At 69.0% G+C, this 24,696-nt stretch carries 12 protein-coding genes; 4 read left to right on the top strand and 8 right to left on the bottom strand.

The window, feature by feature from the left end:
• Positions 1–78: 78 nt before the first annotated feature.
• A complete protein-coding gene (locus tag ACFVWW_RS27140; protein WP_386878111.1) occupies positions 79–624 on the bottom strand; it encodes an ester cyclase in 546 nt (181 codons plus the stop codon).
• A gap of 221 nt (positions 625–845) precedes the next feature.
• Between ACFVWW_RS27140 and ACFVWW_RS27135 the strand changes: the two genes are divergently transcribed.
• Both ACFVWW_RS27135 and ACFVWW_RS27130 read left to right on the top strand, forming a co-directional pair.
• Positions 846–2,075: an MFS transporter gene (locus tag ACFVWW_RS27135; protein WP_386878110.1), complete on the top strand. Its 1,230-nt coding sequence runs from the start codon at positions 846–848 to the stop codon at positions 2,073–2,075.
• Between the two features lie 606 nt (positions 2,076–2,681).
• On the top strand, positions 2,682–13,415 hold the full coding sequence (locus tag ACFVWW_RS27130) for an Ig-like domain repeat protein (protein WP_389680152.1): 10,734 nt from the start codon (positions 2,682–2,684) through the stop codon (positions 13,413–13,415).
• A 75-nt stretch (positions 13,416–13,490) separates the two neighbouring features.
• Here the strand turns inward: ACFVWW_RS27130 and ACFVWW_RS27125 are convergent, their stop codons facing one another.
• The 5 genes from ACFVWW_RS27125 to ACFVWW_RS27105 all read right to left on the bottom strand — a co-directional run bounded on the left by ACFVWW_RS27125 (position 13,491) and on the right by ACFVWW_RS27105 (position 19,501).
• Positions 13,491–15,080 (bottom strand): PQQ-binding-like beta-propeller repeat protein, encoded by a 1,590-nt coding sequence (locus ACFVWW_RS27125; RefSeq protein WP_386878108.1) that lies wholly within the window; start codon positions 15,078–15,080, stop codon positions 13,491–13,493.
• A gap of 132 nt (positions 15,081–15,212) precedes the next feature.
• Positions 15,213–16,121 carry a class I SAM-dependent methyltransferase gene (locus ACFVWW_RS27120; RefSeq protein WP_386878107.1) on the bottom strand — a complete coding sequence of 303 codons (909 nt, stop codon included), beginning with the start codon at positions 16,119–16,121 and terminating at the stop codon, positions 15,213–15,215.
• Positions 16,122–16,221: 100 nt separating this feature from the next.
• A complete protein-coding gene (locus ACFVWW_RS27115) occupies positions 16,222–17,316 on the bottom strand; it encodes an NAD(P)-dependent alcohol dehydrogenase (RefSeq protein ID WP_386878106.1) in 1,095 nt (364 codons plus the stop codon).
• Positions 17,313–18,716 (bottom strand): aldehyde dehydrogenase family protein, encoded by a 1,404-nt coding sequence (locus tag ACFVWW_RS27110; RefSeq protein WP_386878105.1) that lies wholly within the window; start codon positions 18,714–18,716, stop codon positions 17,313–17,315. The genes ACFVWW_RS27115 and ACFVWW_RS27110 overlap by 4 nt, the downstream gene beginning before the upstream one ends.
• Positions 18,717–18,724: 8 nt before the next feature.
• Positions 18,725–19,501 carry a (5-formylfuran-3-yl)methyl phosphate synthase gene (locus ACFVWW_RS27105; RefSeq protein WP_386878104.1) on the bottom strand — a complete coding sequence of 259 codons (777 nt, stop codon included), beginning with the start codon at positions 19,499–19,501 and terminating at the stop codon, positions 18,725–18,727.
• A gap of 378 nt (positions 19,502–19,879) precedes the next feature.
• Here ACFVWW_RS27105 and ACFVWW_RS27100 point away from each other — a divergent pair, with 378 nt between their 5' ends.
• Positions 19,880–20,935 carry an aldo/keto reductase gene (locus ACFVWW_RS27100; RefSeq protein WP_386878103.1) on the top strand — a complete coding sequence of 352 codons (1,056 nt, stop codon included), beginning with the start codon at positions 19,880–19,882 and terminating at the stop codon, positions 20,933–20,935.
• 21 nt (positions 20,936–20,956) lie between these two features.
• On the opposite strand, the gene ACFVWW_RS27095 is transcribed toward ACFVWW_RS27100, so the two are convergent.
• Complete coding sequence (locus tag ACFVWW_RS27095; RefSeq protein WP_386878102.1) at positions 20,957–22,066, bottom strand: FAD-dependent monooxygenase; 1,110 nt, start codon at positions 22,064–22,066, stop codon at positions 20,957–20,959.
• Positions 22,067–22,225: 159 nt separating this feature from the next.
• Between ACFVWW_RS27095 and ACFVWW_RS27090 the strand changes: the two genes are divergently transcribed.
• Positions 22,226–23,200 (top strand): TetR/AcrR family transcriptional regulator C-terminal domain-containing protein, encoded by a 975-nt coding sequence (locus ACFVWW_RS27090; RefSeq protein WP_386878101.1) that lies wholly within the window; start codon positions 22,226–22,228, stop codon positions 23,198–23,200.
• A gap of 20 nt (positions 23,201–23,220) precedes the next feature.
• Here ACFVWW_RS27090 and ACFVWW_RS27085 read toward each other — a convergent pair whose 3' ends face one another.
• Positions 23,221–24,444 (bottom strand): beta-ketoacyl-[acyl-carrier-protein] synthase family protein, encoded by a 1,224-nt coding sequence (locus tag ACFVWW_RS27085; RefSeq protein ID WP_386878100.1) that lies wholly within the window; start codon positions 24,442–24,444, stop codon positions 23,221–23,223.
• Positions 24,445–24,696: the final 252 nt, after the last annotated feature.

The raw sequence follows: 24,696 nt of genomic DNA, 5'->3' as shown, positions 1-24,696 counted from the left end.
TGGAGGGGTCAATGGGTGGCGCGAAAATTGTTGGCATCCCGAACAAATGCAGGGTGCGCGCCGCCCTGCCCGAGCCGCTCAGTCGGCGAACGTGGCGGGCGGGGTGTTGACGAGGCTGGGGTGCGGCTCTTCGCCGGATATCTTGAGGAGGCCCCTGAGGCAGCGTGCGGCCAGGACCCAGTTCCTGGGGTTCCTCATGTTCAGGCCGCCGATGAGCTGCTTGAGAAGGCTGAGGCTGTCGAAGTAGATCCGCTCGCAGACCAGGTTCTCGTGGTCGTCGAAGATGAAGTACGCGGTCATGCGCACCCGGAAGCGGCTGCCGGTGGGCGGTATCGCGCCGAGCGGGCCTCGATGGGTGCCCAGCAGCCAGAACTCGGCTATCACGGCGTCGTCGCTGTGCCGGAAGGCGATGATCTCGTGGTCCTGGTCGGGAAAGGCGACCCGGGTGTCGTGGTAGTAGCCGCGGACCGCGCTGTCGCCGTCGTGGACCGTCATCGTGGGAATCAGCTCGTAGTGCGGGTGCGGGAACGTCGAGAGGACGTCGTCCCACTCCTGGCGGACCTCGTCCTGGAAGTGGTCGAGGACCAGCTTCTGACGCGCCGTGCGAACTTCTTCGGTGATCATGGGTGCTCCGGTCTGAGGGGCGGTCACGCCGTACGGTGGAAAGCCGCACCAGCAGTAGAAGCCACACCACGGCCACCGATCAACTACGGGCCCAGGACGCTGCCACCGGCCTTCCTGCCGGCTGCGCGAGGGGCGTCGGATTCCATCAAGGACTTCGCCGCCGCTTCGGGCACAGATTCCGCGTTCAGAACCAGGAAGTTCACTATGAGCATGGAGGATGGATGGCGACGGAGAAGTCGACGAACCGGCGTGGTGTGGCCGTGGTCGGTGCGCTCATGCTGGGTGCGTTCGCCTTCAACACCACCGAGAACCTGCCGATCGGCATCCTCAAGCTGATCTCGGACGACCTGGACCAGTCGTTGCCGGCCGTCGGTCTGCTGGTGTCCGGCTACGGGCTGACCGTTGCCCTCGTTTCGGTGCCGATAGCCAAGGTGACCCACTCGGTCCCGCGACGCCTCGTCCTCTGCGCCCTGCTGGCCGCGCTGTTCCTGGCAAGCGTCGTGGCAGCCCTGGTCTCCTCGTACTGGGTGCTGCTGAGCAGCCGTGTGGTCACCGCGGTGGCCCAGGCGCTGTTCTGGGCGGTGATGGGGCCGGTGGCGGTCGGCCTGTTTCCCCCGCACGTCCGTGGGCGCGTCATTGGAGCGCTGTCCGTCGGCGGTTCGCTCGCCCTCGTCCTCGGGGTGCCCGGCGGCACCTGGCTGGGCCAGCACACCAGTTGGCAGGTCCCGTTCCTGGTGGTCGGCGCGCTCGCCATCCCCGCCTTCATCGTGATCGCCACCGTGCTGCCGACGTCCCGTCCGGAAGGGGGGCACGCCGTGCGCGGCGTCGCGCCGGACACCCGCCGGTTCGCGGTCGTGCTGACCGTCACCGCGCTCACGGTCACCGGCGTCTTCGCCGGGTACACCTATATCTCCGACTTCCTCGTGGACGAAGCCGGTTTCAGTGAGTCCTCCGTCAGCAGCCTGCTCCTCGTCCTCGGCATCACCGGCATCGTCGGCGTCGCGGTGTACGGGCGGCTCCTCGACCGCTTTCCGCGGGCGACCCTCACCCTCCCGGTGACGACGCAGGCGGTGGCGCTGCTCGGCCTGTACGTGGCGGGCGAGACGCAGACCGTGGCGGTGGTCATGATCGTGTTCCTCGGCGCCTCGCTGGGGCCCATCTTCATGGCCACGCAGAGCCACGTCATGTACTTCGCTCCGGGCCGCACGGAGACGGCCATCGCCGCGAACGGCGCCGCCTACAACTCGGGAGTGGCCGCGGGCGCCCTCGCGGGCGGCCTGCTGCTCCCCGTCTTCGACGTGCGCGGCACCTTCCTGGTCGGCGGCCTGCTGACGGTCGCCGCACTGCTACTCCTGCTCGAGGAGCAATTCCTGCCCCTGGGCCGCACGGCCCGGCGGACCGACAGCCCTGACCGGACACGGGAGAGGGACGACGTGAGCGCCAGGCCCTGAGGACCCAACCGATCACCGTGTGGCCGGGCGTCCGGATCGAGTCGGCCCTCCGGGCGAGCGGGCGTGCGCCCATAGCGCGCTCCGCCAATCGGGTGGCATCGCGTCAAGGTTCTTGTTCACCGTGTCGCTCCAATGGCTTACTGAAGTATCCGAGCTGGCGGGCCGTCCAACTCTCTCCGGGGAGCGCGGCCATCGGTCGTCCGCTGACCTTGAATCAGGTGGAGCAGCGTCAGGCCTTTCGTGTCGCGACGGCCACCCCCGTAAAAGACGTGCAGCCGTTGGCTGTTGCCGTGGTCCGGCAGCGGCTGATGCGGCGGCTCCGCCACCTAGACGTAGGGGGCGTCATGAAATTCGCCGCGTCCAGTGGTCCGCGGACCGCTGACCGGGCCCGGCACCGCACCTGAGCTGGTGCCTGTCAGTCAGCCATGCCCGCTGTGGCCCGATCCGATTCGACGTCGTCAGCCATCCACCACGGCGCCTGACTCATCATCGATGGAGGAGCGTCATGCTCATTGCCCGTGGTCTGTGCCCTGACTGCGCCGGAAGTTCTGCGGCGGTACTGGTGATCGCGTGCGCCGGCCTTCACGGTGCGGGCGAGTGGGCGTCATGAGCAGTGTCTTCCCGGATCAGGGCTCCTCCGGCGGCGGGACGCAGGTGACCATCGTCGGCTCCCACCTCGGCGGCGCGACCGCCGTGCGTTTCGGCGACCGCCCGGCGCTGAGCTTCACGGTCATCGACGGCCAGAGCCTGACGGCGGTCGCCCCGTCGGGCGGTGGCGCCGTACCGGTGAGCGTCACCACCCCTGGCGGCACCGCCACGATCGGCTTCTTCTTCTACATCCCCGCGCCCGGCCTGTCCAGGGTCGCCCCCGACAGCGGTCCGCTGGCCGGCGACAACCCCGTCACCCTGACCGGCGCGAACCTGTACACCGCGCAGAGCGTGCACTTCGCGGACGCGACGGTGCTCCCCACGACGCTCAGCGACCGGCAGCTGGCCGTCGTCGCTCCTCCCGCCACCGTGCCCGGCCTGGTTCCGGTCTATGCCGTCACGGTCGGGGGCGTCAGCAACCAACTGCCCTATGCCTACGCCGCAGTTCCGGCGGTCCTCGGCGTCAGCCCGGCGAGCGGACCCATTGCCGGCGGGACGACCGTTGTTATCAGCGGCACCGGGCTGGCCGACGCCACCAGTGTGACATTCGGCGGATTCTCCGCCCCCTCCTTCCGCTCGTACTCCGACACCCTGGTCGTCGCTGTGACGCCGACGGGCCTCACAGGGCCGGCCGGCGTCACCGTCACCACCCCCGGCGGCAGCGCCACCCTTCCGAACGCTTTCACCTTTATGGCGGCTTCGGAGATCGTGGTGGACTCTGATCCTGACTCTTCCGTCGCCGGCGAGCCTGTGGTGATCACGGCCACCGTGACGGGGATTCCGATCGGGGCGGTCACGCCGACCGGCACCATCACCTTGGAATTCGGCGACGGGACGCCGGCGGTGACGGCGCCGCTCACGGGCGGTACGGCTATCGTCATGCACGCCTACGCCGGCCCGTTGGGGAGCCCCTACACCCTCACCGCCTCCTACAGCGGCGACAGCAACTTCTACCCCTCCACCGGTACGGGCTCCCACACCGTCGTCCAGGCGGCGACGACCACGACGGTCACATCCTCGCCGGACCCGTCCGACTTCGGTGAGGCGGTCACCGTCAGTGCGACGGTGACCGTTGCCCCGCCGGGAGCCGGTACCCCCACGGGCACGGTGACGTTCACCGTCAGCGGCACGGGCGGGGGTACGTTCACCGGCACCCTGGACGCGAGTGGTGAGGCCACGGTCATCGTCAGCACGCTCGGTACCGGGGACCACGGCGTCACCGCGGTCTACGGCGGGGATGCGGACTTCACCACCTCGACCGGCACCGGCACACAGACCGTCGCCCAGGCGGCGACGACCACGGCGTTCACTTCCTCGCCGGATCCGTCGGTGGCGGGGCAGACGTTCACCGCGACCGCCGTGGTCACTCCCGTGGCGCCCGGCGCCGGGATCCCCACCGGGACGGTCACCTTCACGCTGAGCAGCGGAACAAGCCAGGATGCGCCGTTGGACGCTACTGGCACCGCGACCGTCAGCGGCAGTCTGACCGCCGGCACCTACCTCAGCACCGCCGTCTACAACGGCGACACCAATTTCGCCACCTCCACGGGTACCGACACCCAGACCGTCAACCTGGCATCGACCACGACGACGATGACCTCCTCGCCCGACCCCTCGTCGTTCGGTGAGGCCGTGACCGTCAGTGCCACCGTCACGCCCGTGGCCCCGGGTGCGGGCGTCCCGACCGGCACGGTCACGTATCTCATCGACGGCGGCGGCGGCCCGATCGATGTGCCACTGGACGGTTCGGGGCAAGCTTCGCTCGTCACCAGCGCGCTCACGCCCGGCGGACACTCCATCACCGCGGTCTACAGCGGTGACACCGACTTCGCGGGCTCGACCGGCACCGACACCCAGACGGTCGCCCAGGCGGGGACCACCACGACGGTCACGTCCGGGCCCGATCCATCCGCGTTCGGTCAGCCGGTCACCTTCACGGCGACCGTCACGCCGTCCGCGGCGGGCACGCCGACCGGCACGGTCGTCTTCACGATCAGTGGTCCCGGTGGCGGTACCTTCAGCGCCCCCCTGGACGCGAGCGGTACTGCCGCCGTGATCACCAGCGCCCTGGAAGCAGGCACCCATACGGTGACGGCGGTCTACGGCGGTGATACGAACTTCACCACCTCCACGGGCACCGACACCCAGACCGTCAACCAGGCGGCCACGGTCACTACGGTCTCGTCCTCGCCCGACCCGTCCGCCTTCGGCGAGGCAGTGACGCTCACCGCGACGGTCGTTCCGGTCCCGCCGGGTGCGGGGACGCCGACCGGTTCGGTCACCTTCACCGTCAGCGGCACCGGTGGTGGCACGCTGACCGGCACAGTGGACGCCAATGGCGTGGCCACCGCATCCATGGACACCATGGACTTCGGCGCCCACACGATCACGGCCGACTACAGCGGCGACGGTAATTTCGGCGGTTCGACCGGCACCGACGCGCACAGCGTCGTGACACAGCCGTCGACGACCACCGGGGTGACGTCCTCGCCGGAGCCCTCCCTCTACGGCGAGACCGTCACTTTTACTGCCATCGTCGCCCCGGTGCCGCCCGCCACGGGTATCCCGACGGGTACGGTGACCTTCACCGTCACGGGCTCCGGCGGCGGCACCCTCACCGGCACGCTGAACGCAAGCGGCGTCGCGACCGTGACCACCGGCACCTTGGGTGCCCAGATCCACAGCGTGACCGCTTCCTACAGCGGCGATTCGACCTTCGACCCCTCCAGTAGCAGCACGACCCATACGGTCGCCCACGCGGCCACCACCACGGCGGTCCTCGCCTCGCCCGATCCGTCGGTGTTCGGGCAGCCGTTCACGGTCAGCGCGTTGGTGAGTCCTGTGGCGCCGGGCGCGGGAGTCCCCACGGGGACAGTGACCTTCAGCATCAGCGGCGGGGAGACCGCGACGGTGTCCCTGGACGCCGGCGGCACCGCCGGCTTCACCACAAGCACTCCGGTCGGAACCGGCGATCACGCGATCACCGCGGTCTACAGCGGCGATACGAACTTCACCACCTCCACAGGCACCGACACCCAGACCGTCAACCAGGTGTCGACCACGACGACGGTGACCTCCTCGCCCAATCCATCGACATTCGGTGAGCAGGTCACGGTCAGTGCGACTGTGGCTCCGGTCGCCCCGGGCGCGGGTATCCCGACGGGGACAGTGACCTTCACGTCCAGCAGCGGCCTCTTCCGGGCAGTGGCCCTGGATGCCACCGGGATTGCGACGTTCACCACCAGCGTGCCCTTCCAGGCGGGTACGGAGAGCATCACCGCCACATACAACGGCGACGCCAACTTCGCCACGTCCAACGGCAGTACGACGCAGACGATCAGCCAGGCGGCGACCTCCACCACGGCCACGTCCGCGCTCGATCCCTCGGTCTTCGGCGAGTTGGTCTCCCTCACCGCGATCGTGGCCGCCGTGCCGCCGGGTGCGGGCGACTTGACAGGAACGGTGACCTTCACCGTCGACGGCCCCGGCGGCGGCACCTTGACAGCGCCACTCGACGCGGGCGGCACCGCCACCGCGACCACCAGCACCCTGGCAGCAGGCAGCCACACCGTCACCGCCGTCTACAGCGGCGACCCCAACTTCACATCTTCTACGGGTACGGACACTCAGACCGTCAACCAGGCATCGTCCACGACGACGGTGACGTCCTCACCCGACCCCGCCGTCTTCGGACAGCCGTTCACGGTCACCGCCACCGTCGCCGCCATCCTGCCCGGTACAGGCGTCCCGACCGGGACCGTCACGTTCACCATCGACGGGACAGCCCCATTCGACGTGGCGGTGGATACTTCAGGGCAGGCAACCTTCACCAACAGCACCCTGGCAGCCGGAAGCCACACCATCACCGCCGTCTACAACGGCGACGGAAATTTCACCACCTCCACGGGCACCGACACCCACACCGTCGCCCAGACCGCGACCACCACCACAGTCGCAGGAACACCCGACCCCGCCGTGTTCGGACAGGCAGTCACCCTCAGCGCAACCGTCACCCCCCTCCCGCCAGGAACCGGCATGCCCACCGGGACGGTCACCTTCACCATCAGCGGCACAGGCGGAAGTACGCTCACCGGCACCCTCGACAACACCGGCACGGCCACCGTCGTCACCACCACACTCGGCACGGGCGACCACAACATCAACGCCACCTACAACGGTGACACGAACTTCACCAACTCGACCGGTACCGGCACACAGACGGTCAACCAGACACCCACGACGACATTCGTTACAGTGGCGCCGAGCCCATCGGAGTCGGGACAGACAATCACCGCGACCGCCGTGGTCACTCCCGCAGCGCCGGGCGCCGGGATCCCCACCGGGACGGTCACCTTCACGCTGAGCAACGGACAAAGCAGTCAAGCGCCGTTGGACTCCACCGGCACCGCGACCGTCAGCGGCAGTGTGACCGCCGGTGTCTACATCGGCACCGCCGTCTACAACGGTGACGGTGACTTCGCCGGGTCAACCACTATGGAAACCCTCACCGTTGAACAAGCGGCGACGACTACGACGGTCACGTCCGCGCCCGATCCTTCGTCGTTCGGTGAGGCCGTGACCGTCAGTGCCACCGTCGCGCCTGCGGCGCCGGGTGGGGGCATCCCGACCGGTACGGTCACGTTTCTCATCGATGATGTCGGCCCGATCGATGTGCCGTTGGATGATTCGGGACAGGCGTCGCTTGTCACCAGCGCGCTTACGCCTGGCGATCACGACATCGCCGCCGTTTACGGTGGTGACACCGACTTCACCGGCTCGACCGGCAGCGACACTCAGACCGTCACACCGGCGGGGACAACCACGGCGGTCACATCCGGGCCCGATCCGTCGGTGTCCGGTCAGGTGGTCACGTTCACGGCGACTGTGACACCGTCCGCAGCGGGCACGCCGACCGGCACGGTCGTCTTCACCATCAGTGGCCCCGGTGGTGGCACTTTCACCGGTACGTTGAACGCCGCCGGCGTGGCGAGCGTCACGACCACTGGTCTCGCTGCCGGAGTCCATACGGTGACGGCGGTCTACGGCGGTGATACGAACTTCACCACCTCCACGGGCACCGACACCCAGACCGTCAACCAGGCGGCCACGACAACGACGGTGACGTCCTCACCCGACCCGTCCGCCTTCGGCGAGACGGTGACCCTGACCGCCGTCATTACCCCGGTCCCCCCGGGGGCGGGGACGCCGACCGGGATGGTCACCTTCACCGTCAGCGGCGCCGGCGGAGGCACCCTCACCGGCACGCTGAACGCCAATGGCGTGGCCACCGCATCCACGGACACGATGGACTTCGGCACCCATACGATCACGGCTGTCTACAGCGGTGACGGTAATTTCGGCGGTTCGACCGACACCGACTCGCACAGCGTGGTGACACAGCCGTCGACGACCACGGGGGTGACATCTTCGCCGGACCCCTCCCTCTACGGCGAGACCGTCACCTTTACCGCCACCGTTGCCCCGGTGGCACCGGCCACGGGTATCCCGACGGGTACGGTGACCTTCACCATCACGGGCTCCGGCGGTGGCACCCTCACCGGCACGCTGAACGCAAGTGGCGTCGCGACCGTGACCACCGGTGGTTTGGGTGCCCAGGTCCACAGTGTGACTGCTTCCTACGGTGGCGATTCGACGTTTGACCCGTCCAGCAGCAGTACGACTCAGACGGTGGCCCAGGCGGCGACATCCACGGCGGTCCTCGCCTCACCGGATCCCTCGGTGTTCGGGCAGCAGCTCACGGTCACGGCGACGGTCACTCCGGTCGCTCCGGGCGCGGGAGTTCCCACCGGGTCGGTCACCTTCAGCATCAGCGGCGGGGAGACCGCGACGGTGTCCCTGAACGCCGGCGGCACCGCCGGCTTCACCACAAGCATGCCGCTGGGAACCGGCGATCACGCGATCACCGCGGTCTACAGCGGCGATACGAACTTCACCACCTCCACGGGCACCGACACCCAGACCGTCAACCAGGCGGCGACCACGACGACCGTGACCTCCTCGCCTGACCCTTCGGTCTTCGGACAGCAGTTCACGGTCAGTGCGGCTGTGGCTCCGGTCGCCCCGGGCGCGGGTATCCCGACGGGGACAGTGACCTTCACCATCGACGGCCCCGGCGGCGGCACGTTGACGACGACGGTCGATGCGGGCGGCACCGCCACCGCGACCACCAGCACCCCGGCAGCAGGCAGCCACACCATCACCGCCGTCTACAACGGCGACACCAACTTCGCCACATCCACCGGCACCGACATCCAGACCGTCAACCAGGCTTCCACGACAACGACGGTGACGTCCTCGCCCGACCCTTCGGTCTTCGGACAGCAGTTCACGGTCACCGCGATCGTCACCGCCGTGCCGCCGGGTGCGGGCGACTTGACGGGAACAGTGACCTTCACCATCAACGGCCCCGGCGGCGGCACTTTGACAGCGCCACTCGACGCGGGCGGCACCGCCACCGCGACCACCAGCACCCCGGCAGCAGGCAGCCACACCATCACCGCCGTCTACAGCGGCGACGCGAACTTCGCCGCCTCCACGGGCACCGACACCCAGACCGTCAGCCAGGCGGCGACCAACACCACGGTGACGTCCTCACCCGACCCCACTGTCTTCGGACAGCCGTTCACGGTCACCGCCATCGTCGCCGCCATCCTGCCCGGTACAGGCATCCCGACCGGGACCGTCACGTTCACCATCGACGGCACAGCCCCGTTCGACGTGGCGGTGAATGCTTCGGGCCAGGCAACCTTCACCAACAGCACCCTGGCAGCCGGAAGTCATACCTTCACCGCCGTCTACAACGGCGACGGAAACTTCTCCACCTCCACGGGCACCGACACCCACACCGTCGCCCAGACCGCGACCACCACCACGGTCGCAGGAACGCCTGACCCCGCGGTGTTCGGACAGGCAGTCACTCTCAGCGCAACCGTCACCCCTCTCCCGCCAGGAACCGGCGTACCCACCGGGACGGTCACCTTCACCATCAGCGGCACAGGCGGGGGTACCTTCACGGGCACCCTCGACAGCACCGGCGCAACCACCGTCGTCACCACCACACTCGGCGCAGGCGACCACAACATCAACGCCACCTACAACGGCGACACGAACTACACCAACTCAACCGGTACCAGCACACAGACCGTCGGTCAGTCGGTGACGACCACGACGTTCGTCACGTCTCCGAACCCGTCGGTGTCGGGGCAGACAATCACCGCGACCGCCGTGGTGACTCCCGTAGCGCCGGGCGCCGGGATCCCCACCGGGACGGTCACCTTCACGCTGAGCAGCGGACAAAGCAGTCAGGCGCCGTTGGACTCCACCGGCACCGCGACCGTCAGCGGCACCCTGACCGCCGGCGCCTACATCGGCACCGCCGTCTACAACGGCGACACCAACTTCACCGGGTCCAGCGACAGCCACACCCAGACCGTCGGGCAGGCCACGACCACCACCGCGGTCACCTCCGCCCCCAACCCCTCACTTTTCGGGCAGCCGGTCACCGTCACAGCGACCGTCGCGCCCGTAGCCCCCGGTACGGGGACGGCCACAGGCTCGGTCACCTTCACCATCGACGGTGACGGCGGGGGCATCTTCACCGCACCCGTCGACGCCACAGGACGGGCCACTCTCACGATCAACACCTTGGAGGCCGGCAGTCACCTCATCGCCGCGGTCTACAGCGGCGACACCACCTTCACCGGATCCAGCGGCAGCGGCACCCAGACCGTCGGGCAGGCGTCGACCACGACGACGGTGACCTCCGCGCCGAGCCCGTCCATCTTCGGCCAGGCAGTGACCGTCAGTGCGACGGTGACCGCCAACCCGACGGGGGCGGGTGTCCCCACGGGCACGGTGAGCTTCACGGTCGGCGGCACCGGAGGTGGCACCTTCACCGCACCCGTCGACGCCACAGGACTGGCCACCCTCACGATCACCACCTTGGCCGCGGGCAGCCACTCCGTCACGGCGGTCTACGGTGGCGACGAAAACTTCACCGGGTCGACCGGCACGTACACGCACACGGTCGCCCAGGCGGCGACGAGTACGACGGTCTCATCCGCGCCCGATCCCACGGCTTTCGGTGACACGGTGACCCTGACCGCCGTCGTTACCCCGGTCCCGCCGGGGGCGGGGACGCCCACCGGGACGGTCACCTTCACCGTCAGCGGCACCGGCGGAGGCACCCTCACCGGCACGGTGAACGCGAGTGGCGTGGCCACCGTCACCACCAGCACCATGGGCTTCGGCACCCACTCCATCACGGCGCTCTACAGCGGAGATGCCAACCTCACGTCCTCGACGGGCACCACCACACACAGTGTGGCGACAGAGCCCTCGACCGCCACCACCGTCACCGCCTCCCCGGAACCATCCACCTACGGCCAGCCAGCCACCCTCACCGCCACCGTGAGCGCACTGCCGCCGGCCACGGGGACGCCGACGGGCACGGTCACCTTCACCGTCAGCGGCACCGGCGGAGGCAGCTTCCCCGGCACCCTGGACGGCAGCGGCGTGGCGACCGTCACCACAGCCACCCTCGGCGCCGGCACACACAGCGTCACCGTCACCTACCACGGCGACTCCACCTTCGCCCCGTCCAACGGCAGCACCACCCACACCGTCAGCCAGGCGGCAACCACCACCACCGTCACCGCCACTCCCGATCCCTCCACCTACGGCCAACAGGTCACCGTCAGCGCCACGGTCGCCCCGGTCACACCGGGTGCCGCCATCCCCACCGGCACGGTCAGCTTCACCTCCAGCACCGGCCGCAACCTCACGGTGCCCCTCAACACCTCCGGTACAGCCACCTACACCACCTCGAGCCCACTCCAAGCCGGTACCGAGACCATCACCGCCACGTACAACGGCGACTCCAACTTCACCACCTCCACCAGCACCCACGCCCACACCGTCAACCAGGCAACGACGACCACGACGGTGACGTCGTCTCCGGATCCGTCCGTGTTCGGGCAGACGGTGACCTTGACCGCTACGGTCGCGGCGGTGGCGCCCGGCGCGGGGACGCCTACAGGCTCGGTCACGTTCACCGTGGGCGGTGGGGGGACGGCGGTCGTTTCGCTGGATTCGGGTGGGGTGGCAACGTACGTTCCCGGTTCGCTCAGTACGGGAAGTCAGCCGGTCACGGCGGTCTACGGCGGGGATGCGAACTTCACGTCCTCGACGGGTAGCGACACCCAGACGGTCAATCAGGCAGCAACCACCACGACGGCCACCTCGGCGCCCGACCCGTCCACCTTCGGGCAGACGGTGACCCTCAGCGCGACGGTCGCGGCGGTTTCGCCCGGCGCGGGCATCCCCACCGGCTCCGTGACGTTCACCATCAGCGGCACCGGCGGCGGCACCCTGACCGGCACCCTCAACGCCAGTGGCACGGCCACAGTCACGACCAGCGCACTCGCTGCCGGCAGCCACACGATCACGGCGGTCTACGGCGGCGACACGAACTTCACCTCCTCGACCGGCACCGACACACAGACCGTCAACGCGACAGCCCCCACGGTGAGTTCACTCGCCCCCACCTCCGGCTCCACCGCGGGCGGCACCGCTTTCACCCTGACCGGAACCAACCTCACCGGCGCCACTGTCACGTTCGGCGGCACGACCGTCACCCCCGTCACCGTCAACGCCGCGGGAACCGTCCTCACCGGCACCGCCCCCGCTCATGCCGCCGGCAATGTCATCGTCCAAGTCACCACCACCGCCGGAACCACAACCGTCTCCGGCGGATACACCTACACCCTGCAACGCGCCTACGTCACCAACCAGAACTCGAACAACGTGTCGGTGATCAACACGCTCACCAATGTGCTCATCGGCACCCCCATCATCGTCGGCACCAGCCCGCAGGGGGTGGCGATCACCCCGAGCGGCACCACCGCCTACGTTGCCAACTTCGCTTCGAACAGCGTGTCGGTGATCGATACAGGCAGCAGCACCGTCATCAAGACCATCGCTCTGGGCGCCGGACACGGCCCGCAGGCGATGGCGGTCACCCCGGCCGGCACCAGCGTCTACCTCACCAACCAAAGCTCGAACACCGTGTCGGTGATCGACACGGCCACCAACGCCCTCATCGGCTCCCCCATCACGGTCGGCATCACCCCGAGTGGTGTGGCGATCACCCCGAACGGCACCCGCGCTTATGTCACCAACTTCAACTCAGCCACCGTGTCCGTGATCAACACCGCCACCAACCTGGTCACCGGCTCCCCCATCATTGTCGGCATCAGCCCGTACGGCGTGGCGATCACCCCGGACGGCACCCGCGCCTACGTCACCAACCAGAACTCGAACAACGTGTCGGTGATCAACACGGCCACCAACCTGGTCATCGGCTCCCCCATCACGGTCGGCACCCACCCGCGTGGAGTGGCGATCACCCCGGACGGCACCCGCGCCTACGTCACCAACAACGGCTCGACCACCGTGTCCGTGATCAACACCGCCACCAACCTGGTCATCGGCACCCCTATTGCCGTCGGCGCCAACCCGATCGGTGTGGCGATCACCCCGGACGGCACCCGCGCCTACGTCACCAACAACGGCTCGACCACCGTGTCGGTGATCGACACGGCCACCAACCTGGTCATCGCCACCGTCACCACCGGCACCGCCCCGGATGGCGTGGCCATCACCACTTTCTGACGACCTGCCCACCACGGTGTCCCCGTGCCTGGTGACGACGACGCGCGGATGGTGCACCGCACTCGGCCCTTCGGATCAACGCCGAACCTCGCACTCCAGGATGCGGCCGTCGACGGTCCCAACGAGCAAGTGCCCCTGGGGCGCTACAGCGAGGGACAGCGCGGTGGTCGGTGCTCCGTCGACCTCCAGCTCGATGTGCCATCGCACCGAGCCGTTGTCAGCGTCCAGTGCTGTCAAGGCTCCGGAGTTGTCGGCCACGTAGACGGCATCGCCGTCGGTGTCGAGGGCGGTGGCGGGATGATCGGTGCGGTACTGCCACTGCACCGCGCCGTTCAGGGATCGTCTTACGACGTAAGCGCCACCAGGTTGGAGCCCGTGCCCATCGTGGACGGCGCCGGCATACACCAGGGACTGGCCGATTTCGACTGCTGGCCCGCCGAAATGATGCTCCTCCGGTACCCAGGAGTGGGGGAAGAGCCGCCGCAGTGTCCCGTCGGCACCCGGAGCGGAGACCCACTTGTCCTTGTGCGGCTCGTCCGGGTCAATGCCTACCAGGACGTACGGACGGCCGGCGCGACGGACCGCGAACGGATGATTGAAGGCGTCGAAGTGGCCGACCTCCGGACCGTCCACCGGACCGTCGAGGTCGAACATCATCAGCCGTTGGGGACGCTTGCGGCGGCAGTCCAACGGCCTCAGGATCGTCCCCTGGCCGCCCGCGACGAGAACCCCGGACACGCCCGGGCTCAGGGTCTCCCGTACCTGCCCCGTGTCGACGGCAATCCGGGCCAGCCTGGGTGCGGACACCTCCCAGCCTCTTCGCTTCCGGCGACCGCGACGTTCGGCGTTGGCCCAGACCGACGTTCCGTCGGAACTCAGAACCAGTTGGCGGCCGCCTTCCTCATCCTCGACCGCCCATGGCCGGTCTCCTGACGGCAGCCACGACTCCGCCAGGACCCCGTCCAGAGCGGCCAGCACACGACCGTCCTGCATCCCTTCGACAGCCCACACCCGTCGGCGTACGGACCACTGCCGACCGTCTGCGGTCGCGAGATTCGTAAGGAGTCGGCGGGCCTGCGCGCGGCGATCCGGCCGGACGGCCGGCTCCACGGGGGCGGCCAGTTCCTCAGAGCCGATCGCGCCCCGCCCGACGGCGCCCCAGTCCGCACGAGTGACAACGGTGGCATGCCCCTGCTCGTGTGCGTGCGGGTTGTCCCAGTCGTCGCACGGCGCCAAGACCAGACGTAGTGCTGTCTCGCTGCGCCATTCCACGCTGAGTACCTCCCGCCGGTGCTGCAACGCGGACACCGCGTTGCCGGTGTCCAGGTGGATCAGCAGCAGTTCGCCTTCGAAGGAGTAGCCGCCGTCGTAACTCCCCGTGCCGACAGCCAGCAGGGGAAGGACGGGGTGGAAGGCAAGGGATCGTACGGGGTACCAGGACCGCACCAGGTTTCGACACCGCAGGCTGTCCTGCTCGTAGACACCTATACGGTGCCCCGTCCACCCAGAGTCCGCAGTCGCGCCGCCGCTCCACTGAACCGACCCGAGGTCCCCGCCCACAGCGACCATCCGCGAGCGATCGTCGACGACGGCCAAACCCGGCTCCCCGATCTCGGCGAAAGGCCCGTTTCCGAACACGCCGTGGACGATCGGTACGCGGGTCATACAGGATCCCTCCCAGGGCGGCACATGAACGGCCGACATCCCAGGCGCGGGACGGCGGCAGCTCATGATCCCGTCGGGTGGCTCGCACGCCAAGCTACAGCCTTGTCACCGGGCCTCACCGAGACGGCAGCGTCACGGCTGGGGCTTGTTCGCGAACACCCAGCGGTTGCCCTCCAGCGCGTCGTTCTGCTCGGGCAGTGGGCCGCGTCCGTGGCGACGGGTGAAGTGGAAGGGGGTGTGGACCGCTGTGGACCAGCCCTTGCTCCCCAGATCACCTGCGGAGTCGGGCCGCGGCTCTCCATTGAACAGGTTGAGCAGGTCGATGCCGATCTGGTGTTTCGTAGAGGTGTAGAGCGGGCTGTCGCGGTATTCCAGCAAGTCCTTGTCGAGCTTGACCTCGAACGCCAGAGCGCTTCCCCCCGTACTCAACCGGTCCACCGTGTCGATGAGGTAGGTCTCGGCAGTGATGGGCAGATAGAACAGCAACCCCTCGGCCAGCCAGACGCTTGGTGCCTCCGGGTCGAAGCCGGCGTCGGTCAGTGCTCCGACCCAGTCCGCGCGCAAGTCCATCGGAATCGGTACGCGCGCTGCCTTCGGGGTGGCCGACAGTCCGCCGAGCACCTTGTGCTTGAACGCCAGCACGCCTTCCTGGTCGATCTCGAAGATCACGCAGCCGGGAGGCCAATCGAGCCGGAAAGCCCGCGAATCCAACCCCGCCCCGAGCAGGACAACTTGGCGGGCACCCCCCACGTGCACCGACTGAAGCAGAAAGTCGTCCAGGACCCGCGTCCGCAGACCGAAGTACCGCGCGAAACGTCCCCACAGCGGGTTCGCGTCCCCGTCCGGAACCTGTCCGATGTGGACCGGCCAGCTCGCGGACGCCGGTGCGGCGAGCACGAAGTGCTCTGCGTAGACGTCCTGCGCCAGGCTGTCGTGGCGGTGGGTCTCGATCGCCCGTGCCGCGGCGACCATGAGCGCGGTCAGACCGATACCCCCTTCTACGCCTTCCGCACTGGTGTTCCGATGGGCTGTGCCGGCCATGCGTCCTCCGTTGGTACGACTAGGGACCACGAGAAGCGAGAAATGCGGATGATGGATCGGCGGTGAACGCACGATGCTGAAGCTCTGGACGGCCCGTGCCCTACGGAATCAGGACGGGTTTGACCACGCGGCCCGCATCGCAGTCGCGTTCGGCCTCGTTGATGTCGGCGAGCGGGTACGTACGGATCAGCTGGTCGAAAGGAAACAGCCCGGCCTGCCACAGCCCGGTCAGCCGCGGAATCAGCAGTCCCGGCACCGCGTCCCCCTCGCAGATGTGGGAGATTCGCCGGCCCCGGTCCAGGGCTCCCGGTTCGAGCGGCAGCGCCGTGTGGAGCCGTGCCACCAGGCCGAGGTGGCCGGTCGGGCGCAGGGCCCTGAGCGCGTCGTTGATCAGCTGGGCGGAGCCCGTGGTGTCCAAGGCGTACTGCGCGCCGCCGTCGGTCAGTTGCTGAATGCGGTCGGGCAGGCCGGCCGACGCGGCGTGCAGCGGGATCGCGCGCAGCCGCTCGGCGAGGGCCAGCCGTTCCGGGTGCCGGTCGATGGCCACGGTCACCGCCCCGGCGGCGGTGGCCGCCATCACCGCGGCCAGGCCCACCGCTCCCGCACCGAAGACCGCGATGGTGTCGCCGGGGCCGATGCCGAAGGAATTGAGGACCGCTCCGGCGCCGGTGAGGAAGCCGCAGCCGAGCGGTCCGAGCAGTTCGATGGGCAGTGAGGGATCGACCCGTACGGCGTTGCGGGCCGGGACCATCGCATACTCGGCGAACGAGGACTGGCCGAACCACCGGGGAGCCAGTTCGCCCCCGGCCGCGTCGGTGAACCGTGCCGCGTTCTCCTTTCGCCCTCCGAAGAGGTTGAGCGAGGCGAAGGAGTCACAGTAGGCGGGGGCCGCGCCCGTGCAGTTCCGGCAGTGTCCGCAGGAGTCGAAGCTCAGCACGACATGGTCGCCGATACTCAGGCCGGTGGCCGGACCGCCCGTCCCCACCACGACCCCGGCCCCCTCGTGGCCGAGCACAGCCGGCAACGGTGAGCGGCCGGCCGAACGACGGACCGCGAGATCGGTCCGGCACATCCCGCAGCCCGCGATCCTGACCAGGATCTCGCCGTCGGCCGGTCCCGCGTTCAGGATCACCTCCTCAAGGGCGAAACGGCTCTCGTACGAGCGCAGTACCGCCGCGCCGAACCTCGTCGTCACGCCTCCTCCGGACGGTGCACGACGAACGGCCTGAGGTTTCCGTAGAGTCCCCACGGCCCGCCCGCGACGCCGACACCGCTTTCCTTGATGCCCGCGAAGGGCTGGGCGAGGGAAAGTTCCGCGTGGTGGTTGATCCACGCCGTCCCGCACTCCAGCCGGTCGGCCACCGCCTCGGCCCGGTCGAGGTCGGTCCCCCATACCGAGCCGCCCAGCCCGAAGCCGGTGTCGTTGGCCGCCTCGACGGCTTCGTCGAGGCTCCTGTACGGCAGCACCGGCAGGACAGGCCCGAACTGCTCCTCCGTCACTACAGCACTGGCCGGCGGGACATCGGCCAGGACGGTCGGGGCGAAGAAGTAGCCCGGTCGGTCCAGCCGGTGGCCGCCGGCCGCGGCTCGGGCGCCGTCTGCCAAGGCCTGGGCCGTGTAGCGTTCGACTCTGGCCAGTTGGGGGGCGTTGTTGACCGGACCCAGCTGCGAGCCCGGGTCGAGCCCGGCTCCGACGACGACCGTCTTGGCGCGTTGCGCGAGGGCCTCGACCACCTGCGAGTAGAGCCGGGCCGGGGCATAGACCCGCTTGACCGCCATGCAGACCTGCCCGCAGTTGCGGAACGCCGCCCAGAACAGCCGCTCCGCGATCCGCTCCACATCCACGTCGTCCAGCACGATGGCGGCGTCGTTACCGCCCAATTCCAGGGTGACCCGGGCGAGCGAGGCCGCCGCGCCCTCCGCGACGGCCCGTCCGGTGGGAATCGAACCGGTAAAGGTCACATGACGGATCCCTGGGTGGGACGCGAGGCGGGCGCCGAGGGGTTCGTGACCGGTGACGATCGTCAGTACGTCCTCGGGGAGGGCGGTGGAGATGACCGATCCCAGCAGTCGTGTGGCGAGGGGCGTGAACGGGGAGGGTTTGAGCACCATCGTGTTACCTGCGGCGAGCGCGGGCGCGAACTTCGCCGACGCGAGCTGGAGGGGGAAGTTCCACGGGACGATCGCGGCGACGGGCCCAAGCGGCCGCCAGCGGACCTCGCTGCGTACCGGCCGACCGTCCGTGATCTTCTGGGGCCCGGGGTCCAGCTCGGCGAAGTAGCGTAGGCGAGCCGCCGCACGGGCGATCTCCGCGTACGACTCGGCCAGGGGTTTGCCCTGTTCGCGGGTGAGTAGCGGAGCGAGGTCGGTCCCGGCCGCCTCCACGGCGTCGGCAGCCGCGAGCAACGCCTTGGAGCGGGCAAGGGAGTCGGCCCGCCAGCTGAGCCAGGCCTCGTGAGCCCGCTCGACGACGACGTCCAACTGGTCCGGCTGCTGGTGGGGAGCCTCATCGAAGGCCTCGCCCGTTGCCGGATCGAGGACGGCGAAGCGCTCACCGCGGGTCGCCGACGCGCGACCGGGCAGGCTGGTCGGCATGCCGGCGGTCAGCTCGCGGCGGCGACAGTGGCTGCATGGTCCCGGGCATGCCGGTCCATCTCCGCCCGGAAGGCGGCCACCAACTGCGGCTGAATCCTTCCCGTCGTGCGGTCACCTCCCTCGCAGACCGCCCCGCGTACGCCCACGATGTCCGTGCCGATGCGGGTCAGCACACCGAGGTCTCGCGCCTTGACGCTGCCTGCGAGGGCGGCCAGCAGACCGGCCTCGTGGGCCAGCCTGACGAACTCCGCGCAGACGTCGGGCGGAACGTGGTCGAACAACCGTGTCCCGTCCTTGACCGCGGTGTCGAGCATGGCCGCGTCGGAGCCGGACCGGCGGGCGATGTCAGGCAGCGAGAGCGGGTTGACGCAGCCGATCCGGTGAGCGTCGGCGTAGCCCGAGGCGACGACGAACGCGTCCGGCCGGTAGTCCTTCACGGCCCGGACGACCCCTCGCATGACATCGATGGCCTGTTCGGGCGTCGTGCATCCGTAGAGGCCGACCTTGATATAGGTAGCTCCGGAGACAACTGCGCCGAGCGCCGCCTGGGCCACCGTGCCGGGCTTGTACGGTACGTCTCCCACGGTGGCGGACACCGGCTTGTCCGCCGGGACCGCGTCACGGATCTCCTTGATGACCCAGGGGAAGTTCGCCCCGAGCGAGCCCTCGTCGGGCCTTTTGACATCAACGATGTCGAGGTGTTCCGCCGCCTTCACGCAGTCGAGGGCCTCTTCGACACTGTCAGGAGAGATGAGAAGCAACAACGCGGATTCCTTCCACCGCATGTCCACCTGCCCAAGGGCAGGTATGCGGAGTCGCCTGGATCACGTGCGGTCTGCTCATCCTTTCCGGGGCCCGTGATCTTTGGGAGGGCGCGCGGAGTACCAAAGGGGTCACTACCCCCACCTGCCCACGCCCCCAGCGCACCAACGGCGGTCAACGGCAGGTCGTCTTCGGAACGACCAGCGCGGCAGCGGGCAGCTGCTGCGGGCGCTGCCCGGCACTCGAATCGAGATCGAGCAGGGCCGAACGGCCGTGCTGGTAAGCGCATGACCGGGTCCAACTCTCTTGCCATAGAGCGCACTCCAGCTCCTAGGGTGCGCCGCACCACGGTCTTCCTCAGTGCTGAACCGTGCACAGCCCGACAGCGAGGGAGCACAACCATGCGTTACCGCACACTCGGCCGCACCGGCATCGAAGTGAGCACGTACTGCCTGGGCACGATGATGTTCGGCGCGGTCGGCAACCCCGACCACGAGGACTGCGCCCGGATCCTCCACGCCGCCATGGACGCGGGCGTCAACTTCGTCGACACGGCGGACATGTACTCGGCCGGTGAATCCGAGGTCATCGTCGGAAAGGCGCTGCGGGCGTCCGGCCGGCGGGATGAGACCGTACTCGCGACGAAGGTCCACTTCCAGATGGGCGAGGGAAGGAACCGGAGCGGGAACTCCCGCCGCTGGATCACCCGGGCCGTGGAGGCGAGCCTGCGGCGGCTCGATACCGACTGGATCGACCTCTACCAGGTGCACCGCCCGGATCACACCACGGACATCGAGGAGACACTCGGGGTCCTCGGCGACCTTGTGCAGGCGGGCAAGATCCGGGCGTTCGGGTCGTCGACGTTCCCCGCCGAGGAGATCGCGGAGTCGCACCACGTGGCGGAGCGACGCGGCCTCCAGCGCTTCCGGACCGAGCAGCCCCCGTACTCGATCCTCGCGCGCGGTGTTGAGGCGTCGGTACTGCCGACGGCTCGGCGGTACGGCATGGGGGTGCTGACGTGGAGCCCGCTCGCCTCCGGCTTCCTGAGCGGCCGGTACCGGGCGGGGCGACCAGTCGATCTCACCTCCGGGCGGGCGCAGTTGAACCCCGCCCGCTTCGACCCGTCCATCCCGGAGAACATCACCAAGCTGGAGGCCGCCGACAAGCTCGCCGAACTGGCTGCGGACATCGGCTGCACCCTCCCGGAGCTGGCGGTCGCCTTCCCGCTCGCTCACCCGGCCGTCACCTCCGTAATCATCGGCCCCCGCACGGCGGAACAGTGGCAGGCCCTCCTGAAGGGTGCGCCGGTGGTCCTGGACGACTCGGCCCTCGACCGCATCGACGAGATCGTCCCGCCCAGCACGAACCTCTACCACCCGGACGGCGCGTGGCAGCCCCCCTCCCTGACGGACACCAGGCTCCGCCGTCGCCCGACGGACGAGCGGGCCGCATCGTGACGTGCTCGTGGGAGCAGGAGGTCAGCTGTCCAGCGATAGTGCGTTCTTGGCGTACGCGACGGATGCCTCGGAGGCGGGTCCGCCCGGATTTTCCGTGGCCAGGGCCTGGTTGAGGCTCACGAAGGGGCGCATCCGCTGCTCGTAGTGGGAGAACGCGGCGTGGTGATCGCCGGGTGCCTGGGCGAGGCAGTCGGCCAGCACGTAGGAGCCGACGAGGGCGAGGCTGGTGCCCTGCCCCGAGAGTGGGGAGGGGCAGTAGCCGGCGTCTCCGAGCAGGGCCACCCTGCCCCGCGACCAGTGGTCCATCCGGATCTGGGCCATGGCATCGCAGTAGAAGTCCGGCGCGTCCAGGGCGGCCTTGGCCAGGCGAGTCCCTTCCCACCTCAGGGAGGCGAGCTTGTCCGCGACGAGGCGCCGAAGCGCACCGGCGCCGCGGAGATCATGAGCAAGCGGCGCGGACCGGAAGCCGAAGGCGATCCTGAGCTCCGTGTTGTCGCGAACGGGCATGATGCCGAATCCCGCGTCGCCGTCACGTAGCCACATCTGCCAGTGGTCCAGTGCGAGGAAGTTGTCCGCGCTGAACACGGAGAGGTAGCTGCCCAGGTGCTGGACGAAGCCTTCCTCGGGGCCGAAGGCCAGGCGCCGAACGGCCGAGTGCAGGCCGTCGGCTGCGATCACCAGGTCGAAGGTGCGGGACGCCCCGTGGGTGAAGTCGACGTGCGCGCCCGCCTCGTCTTCGTCGAGCGCGGTGACGCTGTTGCCGAAGAGGTACTCGACGTCTGTGCGCGTGTGTTCGTACACCATCCGCACCAGGTCCTCGCGCAGCAGCTCGATGTCGTCGCTGTCGAGTCGGCCACTGCTGAAGGTCGCCTCGGTGGAGCGATCGATCTCGTGGCCTTCGGGATCGAGGATCGACATGCCGCGCATCCGGGTGCGCACGCGTCGCGCCTGTTCCAGCAGGCCCATCCGCTCGACGACGTCGAGCGCGACGCCGCGGATGTCCACGGCCTGGCCGCCGGGGCGCGGGCCCGGGGCGCGTTCGACGACGGTGGCCCGGAAGCCGTGGCGGTGAAGCCAGTAGGCGAGTACGGGGCCGGCGATTCCGCCGCCGGAGATGAGAACGGTCTGCATGGGAAGCTCCTCCAATACGCTGTACGCATCCTGAACGTACGGCGTACGCGTAGCGCCTTCAACCGGCCAACTGAGCTTCCTGTACTAGGACAGTCGGCCATCGTTCGACGCCCTCGCTGATAGCCTCTGCCCTAGTACAGAACAGGAAGGCGGCAGGACGTGACGAAGCCCACAGGCGCATCCGGCCAACCCCCCTATCTGCGCATCGTCGCCGAGATCCGCCGGCGCATCATGGACGGGGAACTGGGCCCCGGAGACCGGGTTCCCTCGACCCGCCGGATCGCCAGGGAATGGGGCGTCGCGCTCGCCACCGCCACCAAGGCCCTGACCACCCTGCGCCTTGAGGGACTGGTCGAGACCCGCCCCCGGACCGGCACGGTCGTTGCCGGCGCCGCTCCCGTCTCGCAGCCCCGCAGGCACGCGCCACCTGCCCCGCCCTCCGAGCAGGAGCTGACACTCGACCGGATCGTCCGCACAGCCATCGACATCGCCGATGCCGAAGGACTGCCGGCGCTCTCCATGCGCGGCGTCGCGGCCCGGCTCGGCGTCGCCGCCATGTCGCCCTACCGGTACGTCCCCAGCAAGGACGACCTCGTCCTGCTCATGGCCGACGCCGCGTTCGGTGACGAGACCTACCCCGCCGATGTGCCCGAAGGGTGGCGCTCCCGCGTCGAGCTGGTCGCCCGGACCCTCTGGACCCTGTACCGCAGGCACCCGTGGCTGGCCCAGCTCGGTTCACTCACCCGCCCGTTGCTCGTGCCCAGTCTGATGGTCCACGGCGAACGGGTGCTGAGTGCCCTCGACGGTCACGGCCTCGATCCCACCACCTTGTTCGACATCCACGTACTGATCTACAGCCATGTCCAGGGCCTGGCGGTGCACCTGGAATGGGAAGCGCACGCCGAAGCCTCCACCGGCCAGTCGGAGGACCAGTGGATGGACAGCCGGGCATCCGCCGTACAGGAACTGGTGGAATCCGGCCGCTTCCCCACCTTCACCAAGGTGGTCGGAGCCTTCGGCAGCGACGGCTATGACCTGCGGCTCGACGCGCTCTTCGAATCCGGCCTCACGGCACTCCTCGACGGCCTGACGTCCCTCGTCGAAGGCGAGGAGACGCCGAGCGTTACCGCGTGATCCGCCGGACGGTCCCGGTCTCAGGGCGCGGGGGTGAACACAAGGGAGGCGTTGTGGCCTCCGAAGCCGAAGGAGTTGGTCAGCGCCGCCGTGAGTGCGCCACGTCGTGGCCGTCCCGCGACGATGTCGAGCTTCACCTGCGGGTCGAGGTCGTCAAGGTTCTGGGTGGCGGGAATGACCTGATCGCGGAGGGCGAGGATCGCGGCGACGGCGCCGATCGCGCCGGCCGCACCGAAGAGGTGGCCGGTCATGGACTTGGTCGCGGTGACAGCCGGGTGCGTACCGATGGCGGCGACGATCGACTCGGCTTCGGTGAGGTCGCCCTTGGGAGTGGAGGTCGCGTGGGCGTGCACGTGCCCCACGTCGAGTGGGTCCAGTCCAGCAGATGCCAGCGCAAGACGCATGGCACGGATCTGTCCCTCCTGGTGGGCGGCGGTGATGTGGTGCGCGTCGGAGGTGACGCCTGCGCCGGCCAGTACGGCGTGCACGCGGGCGGCGCGGGCGGCGGCGAAATCAGCCCGCTCCAGAACCACCAGGGCGGCCCCTTCGCCGATGACGAATCCGTCCCGGCCGGTGTCGAACGGCCTGGAGGCCTCCTGCGGTGCGTCGTTGCGTGTGGAGTGGGCCTTGGCCTGGGCGAAGCCGGCCAGCGGCAGGGGGTGGATGCATGCCTCGGTGCCGCCGGCGACGACCACGTCGGCCCGGCCGAGGCGGATCAGGTCCAGGCCCATCGCGATTGCCTCAGCGCCGGAGGCGCATGCGCTGACAGGAGTGTGGGCCCCTCCCCGGGCGCCGAGTTCGATGCTGACCCATGCCGCGGGTCCGTTGGCCATCAGCATGGGAATGGTGTGCGGGGAGACCCGTCGTACTCCTGAGGATTCCAGGATGTCGTCCTGACCGAGCAGGCTCAGCGCCCCGCCCGTGCCCGTGCCGATGACCACGGCCAGGCGTTCCGGCTCAACCTCCGGCCGCCCCGCGTCGGCCCATGCTTCCCGAGCGGCGATGAGCGCGATCTGCTCACACCGGTCCAGCCGGCGGGCCTGCACGCGATCGAGCACGTCGGTCGGTTCGACCCGCAGCCGGGCCGTGATCCGCACCGGCAGGTCGGCCGCCCACTCGTCTTCGATCGCACTGATCCCGGACGCTCCGGCCAGAAGCCCGGCCCAGGTCGAGGCGACGTCCCCGCCGAGAGGTGTCGTGGCACCCAGCCCTGTCACCACCACGTTGTCGATGTCAGCAGTCATCGAATGAACTCCCTTTGTCATAGAGCTACACATCCCGCATGAACGTTAGGCGGGGGGCGATCAAGTTATCTGCCACTCTGCCAGGGGAATTACGCTCCAATAAGTGCCGCGACCAACGGGGTCTGTGCACAAAGATTTGTAGGAACTGCACTAGGCGGCAGAACAGCGACGTGGAGGCGGGCCGCGCTGTACGCCGGGGACTGTCGCCCTTCGGGTGAGCGGGCGTACGCCCATTCGATGGACAAGCGCCCG

Origin of the sequence: Streptomyces sp. NPDC058198, assembly GCF_042882605.1 — a bacterium.
Taxonomy (GTDB): domain Bacteria; phylum Actinomycetota; class Actinomycetes; order Streptomycetales; family Streptomycetaceae; genus Streptomyces.
The sequence above is the reverse complement of the archived record's forward strand: the minus strand, read 5'-3'. Positions and strand labels throughout refer to the sequence as shown.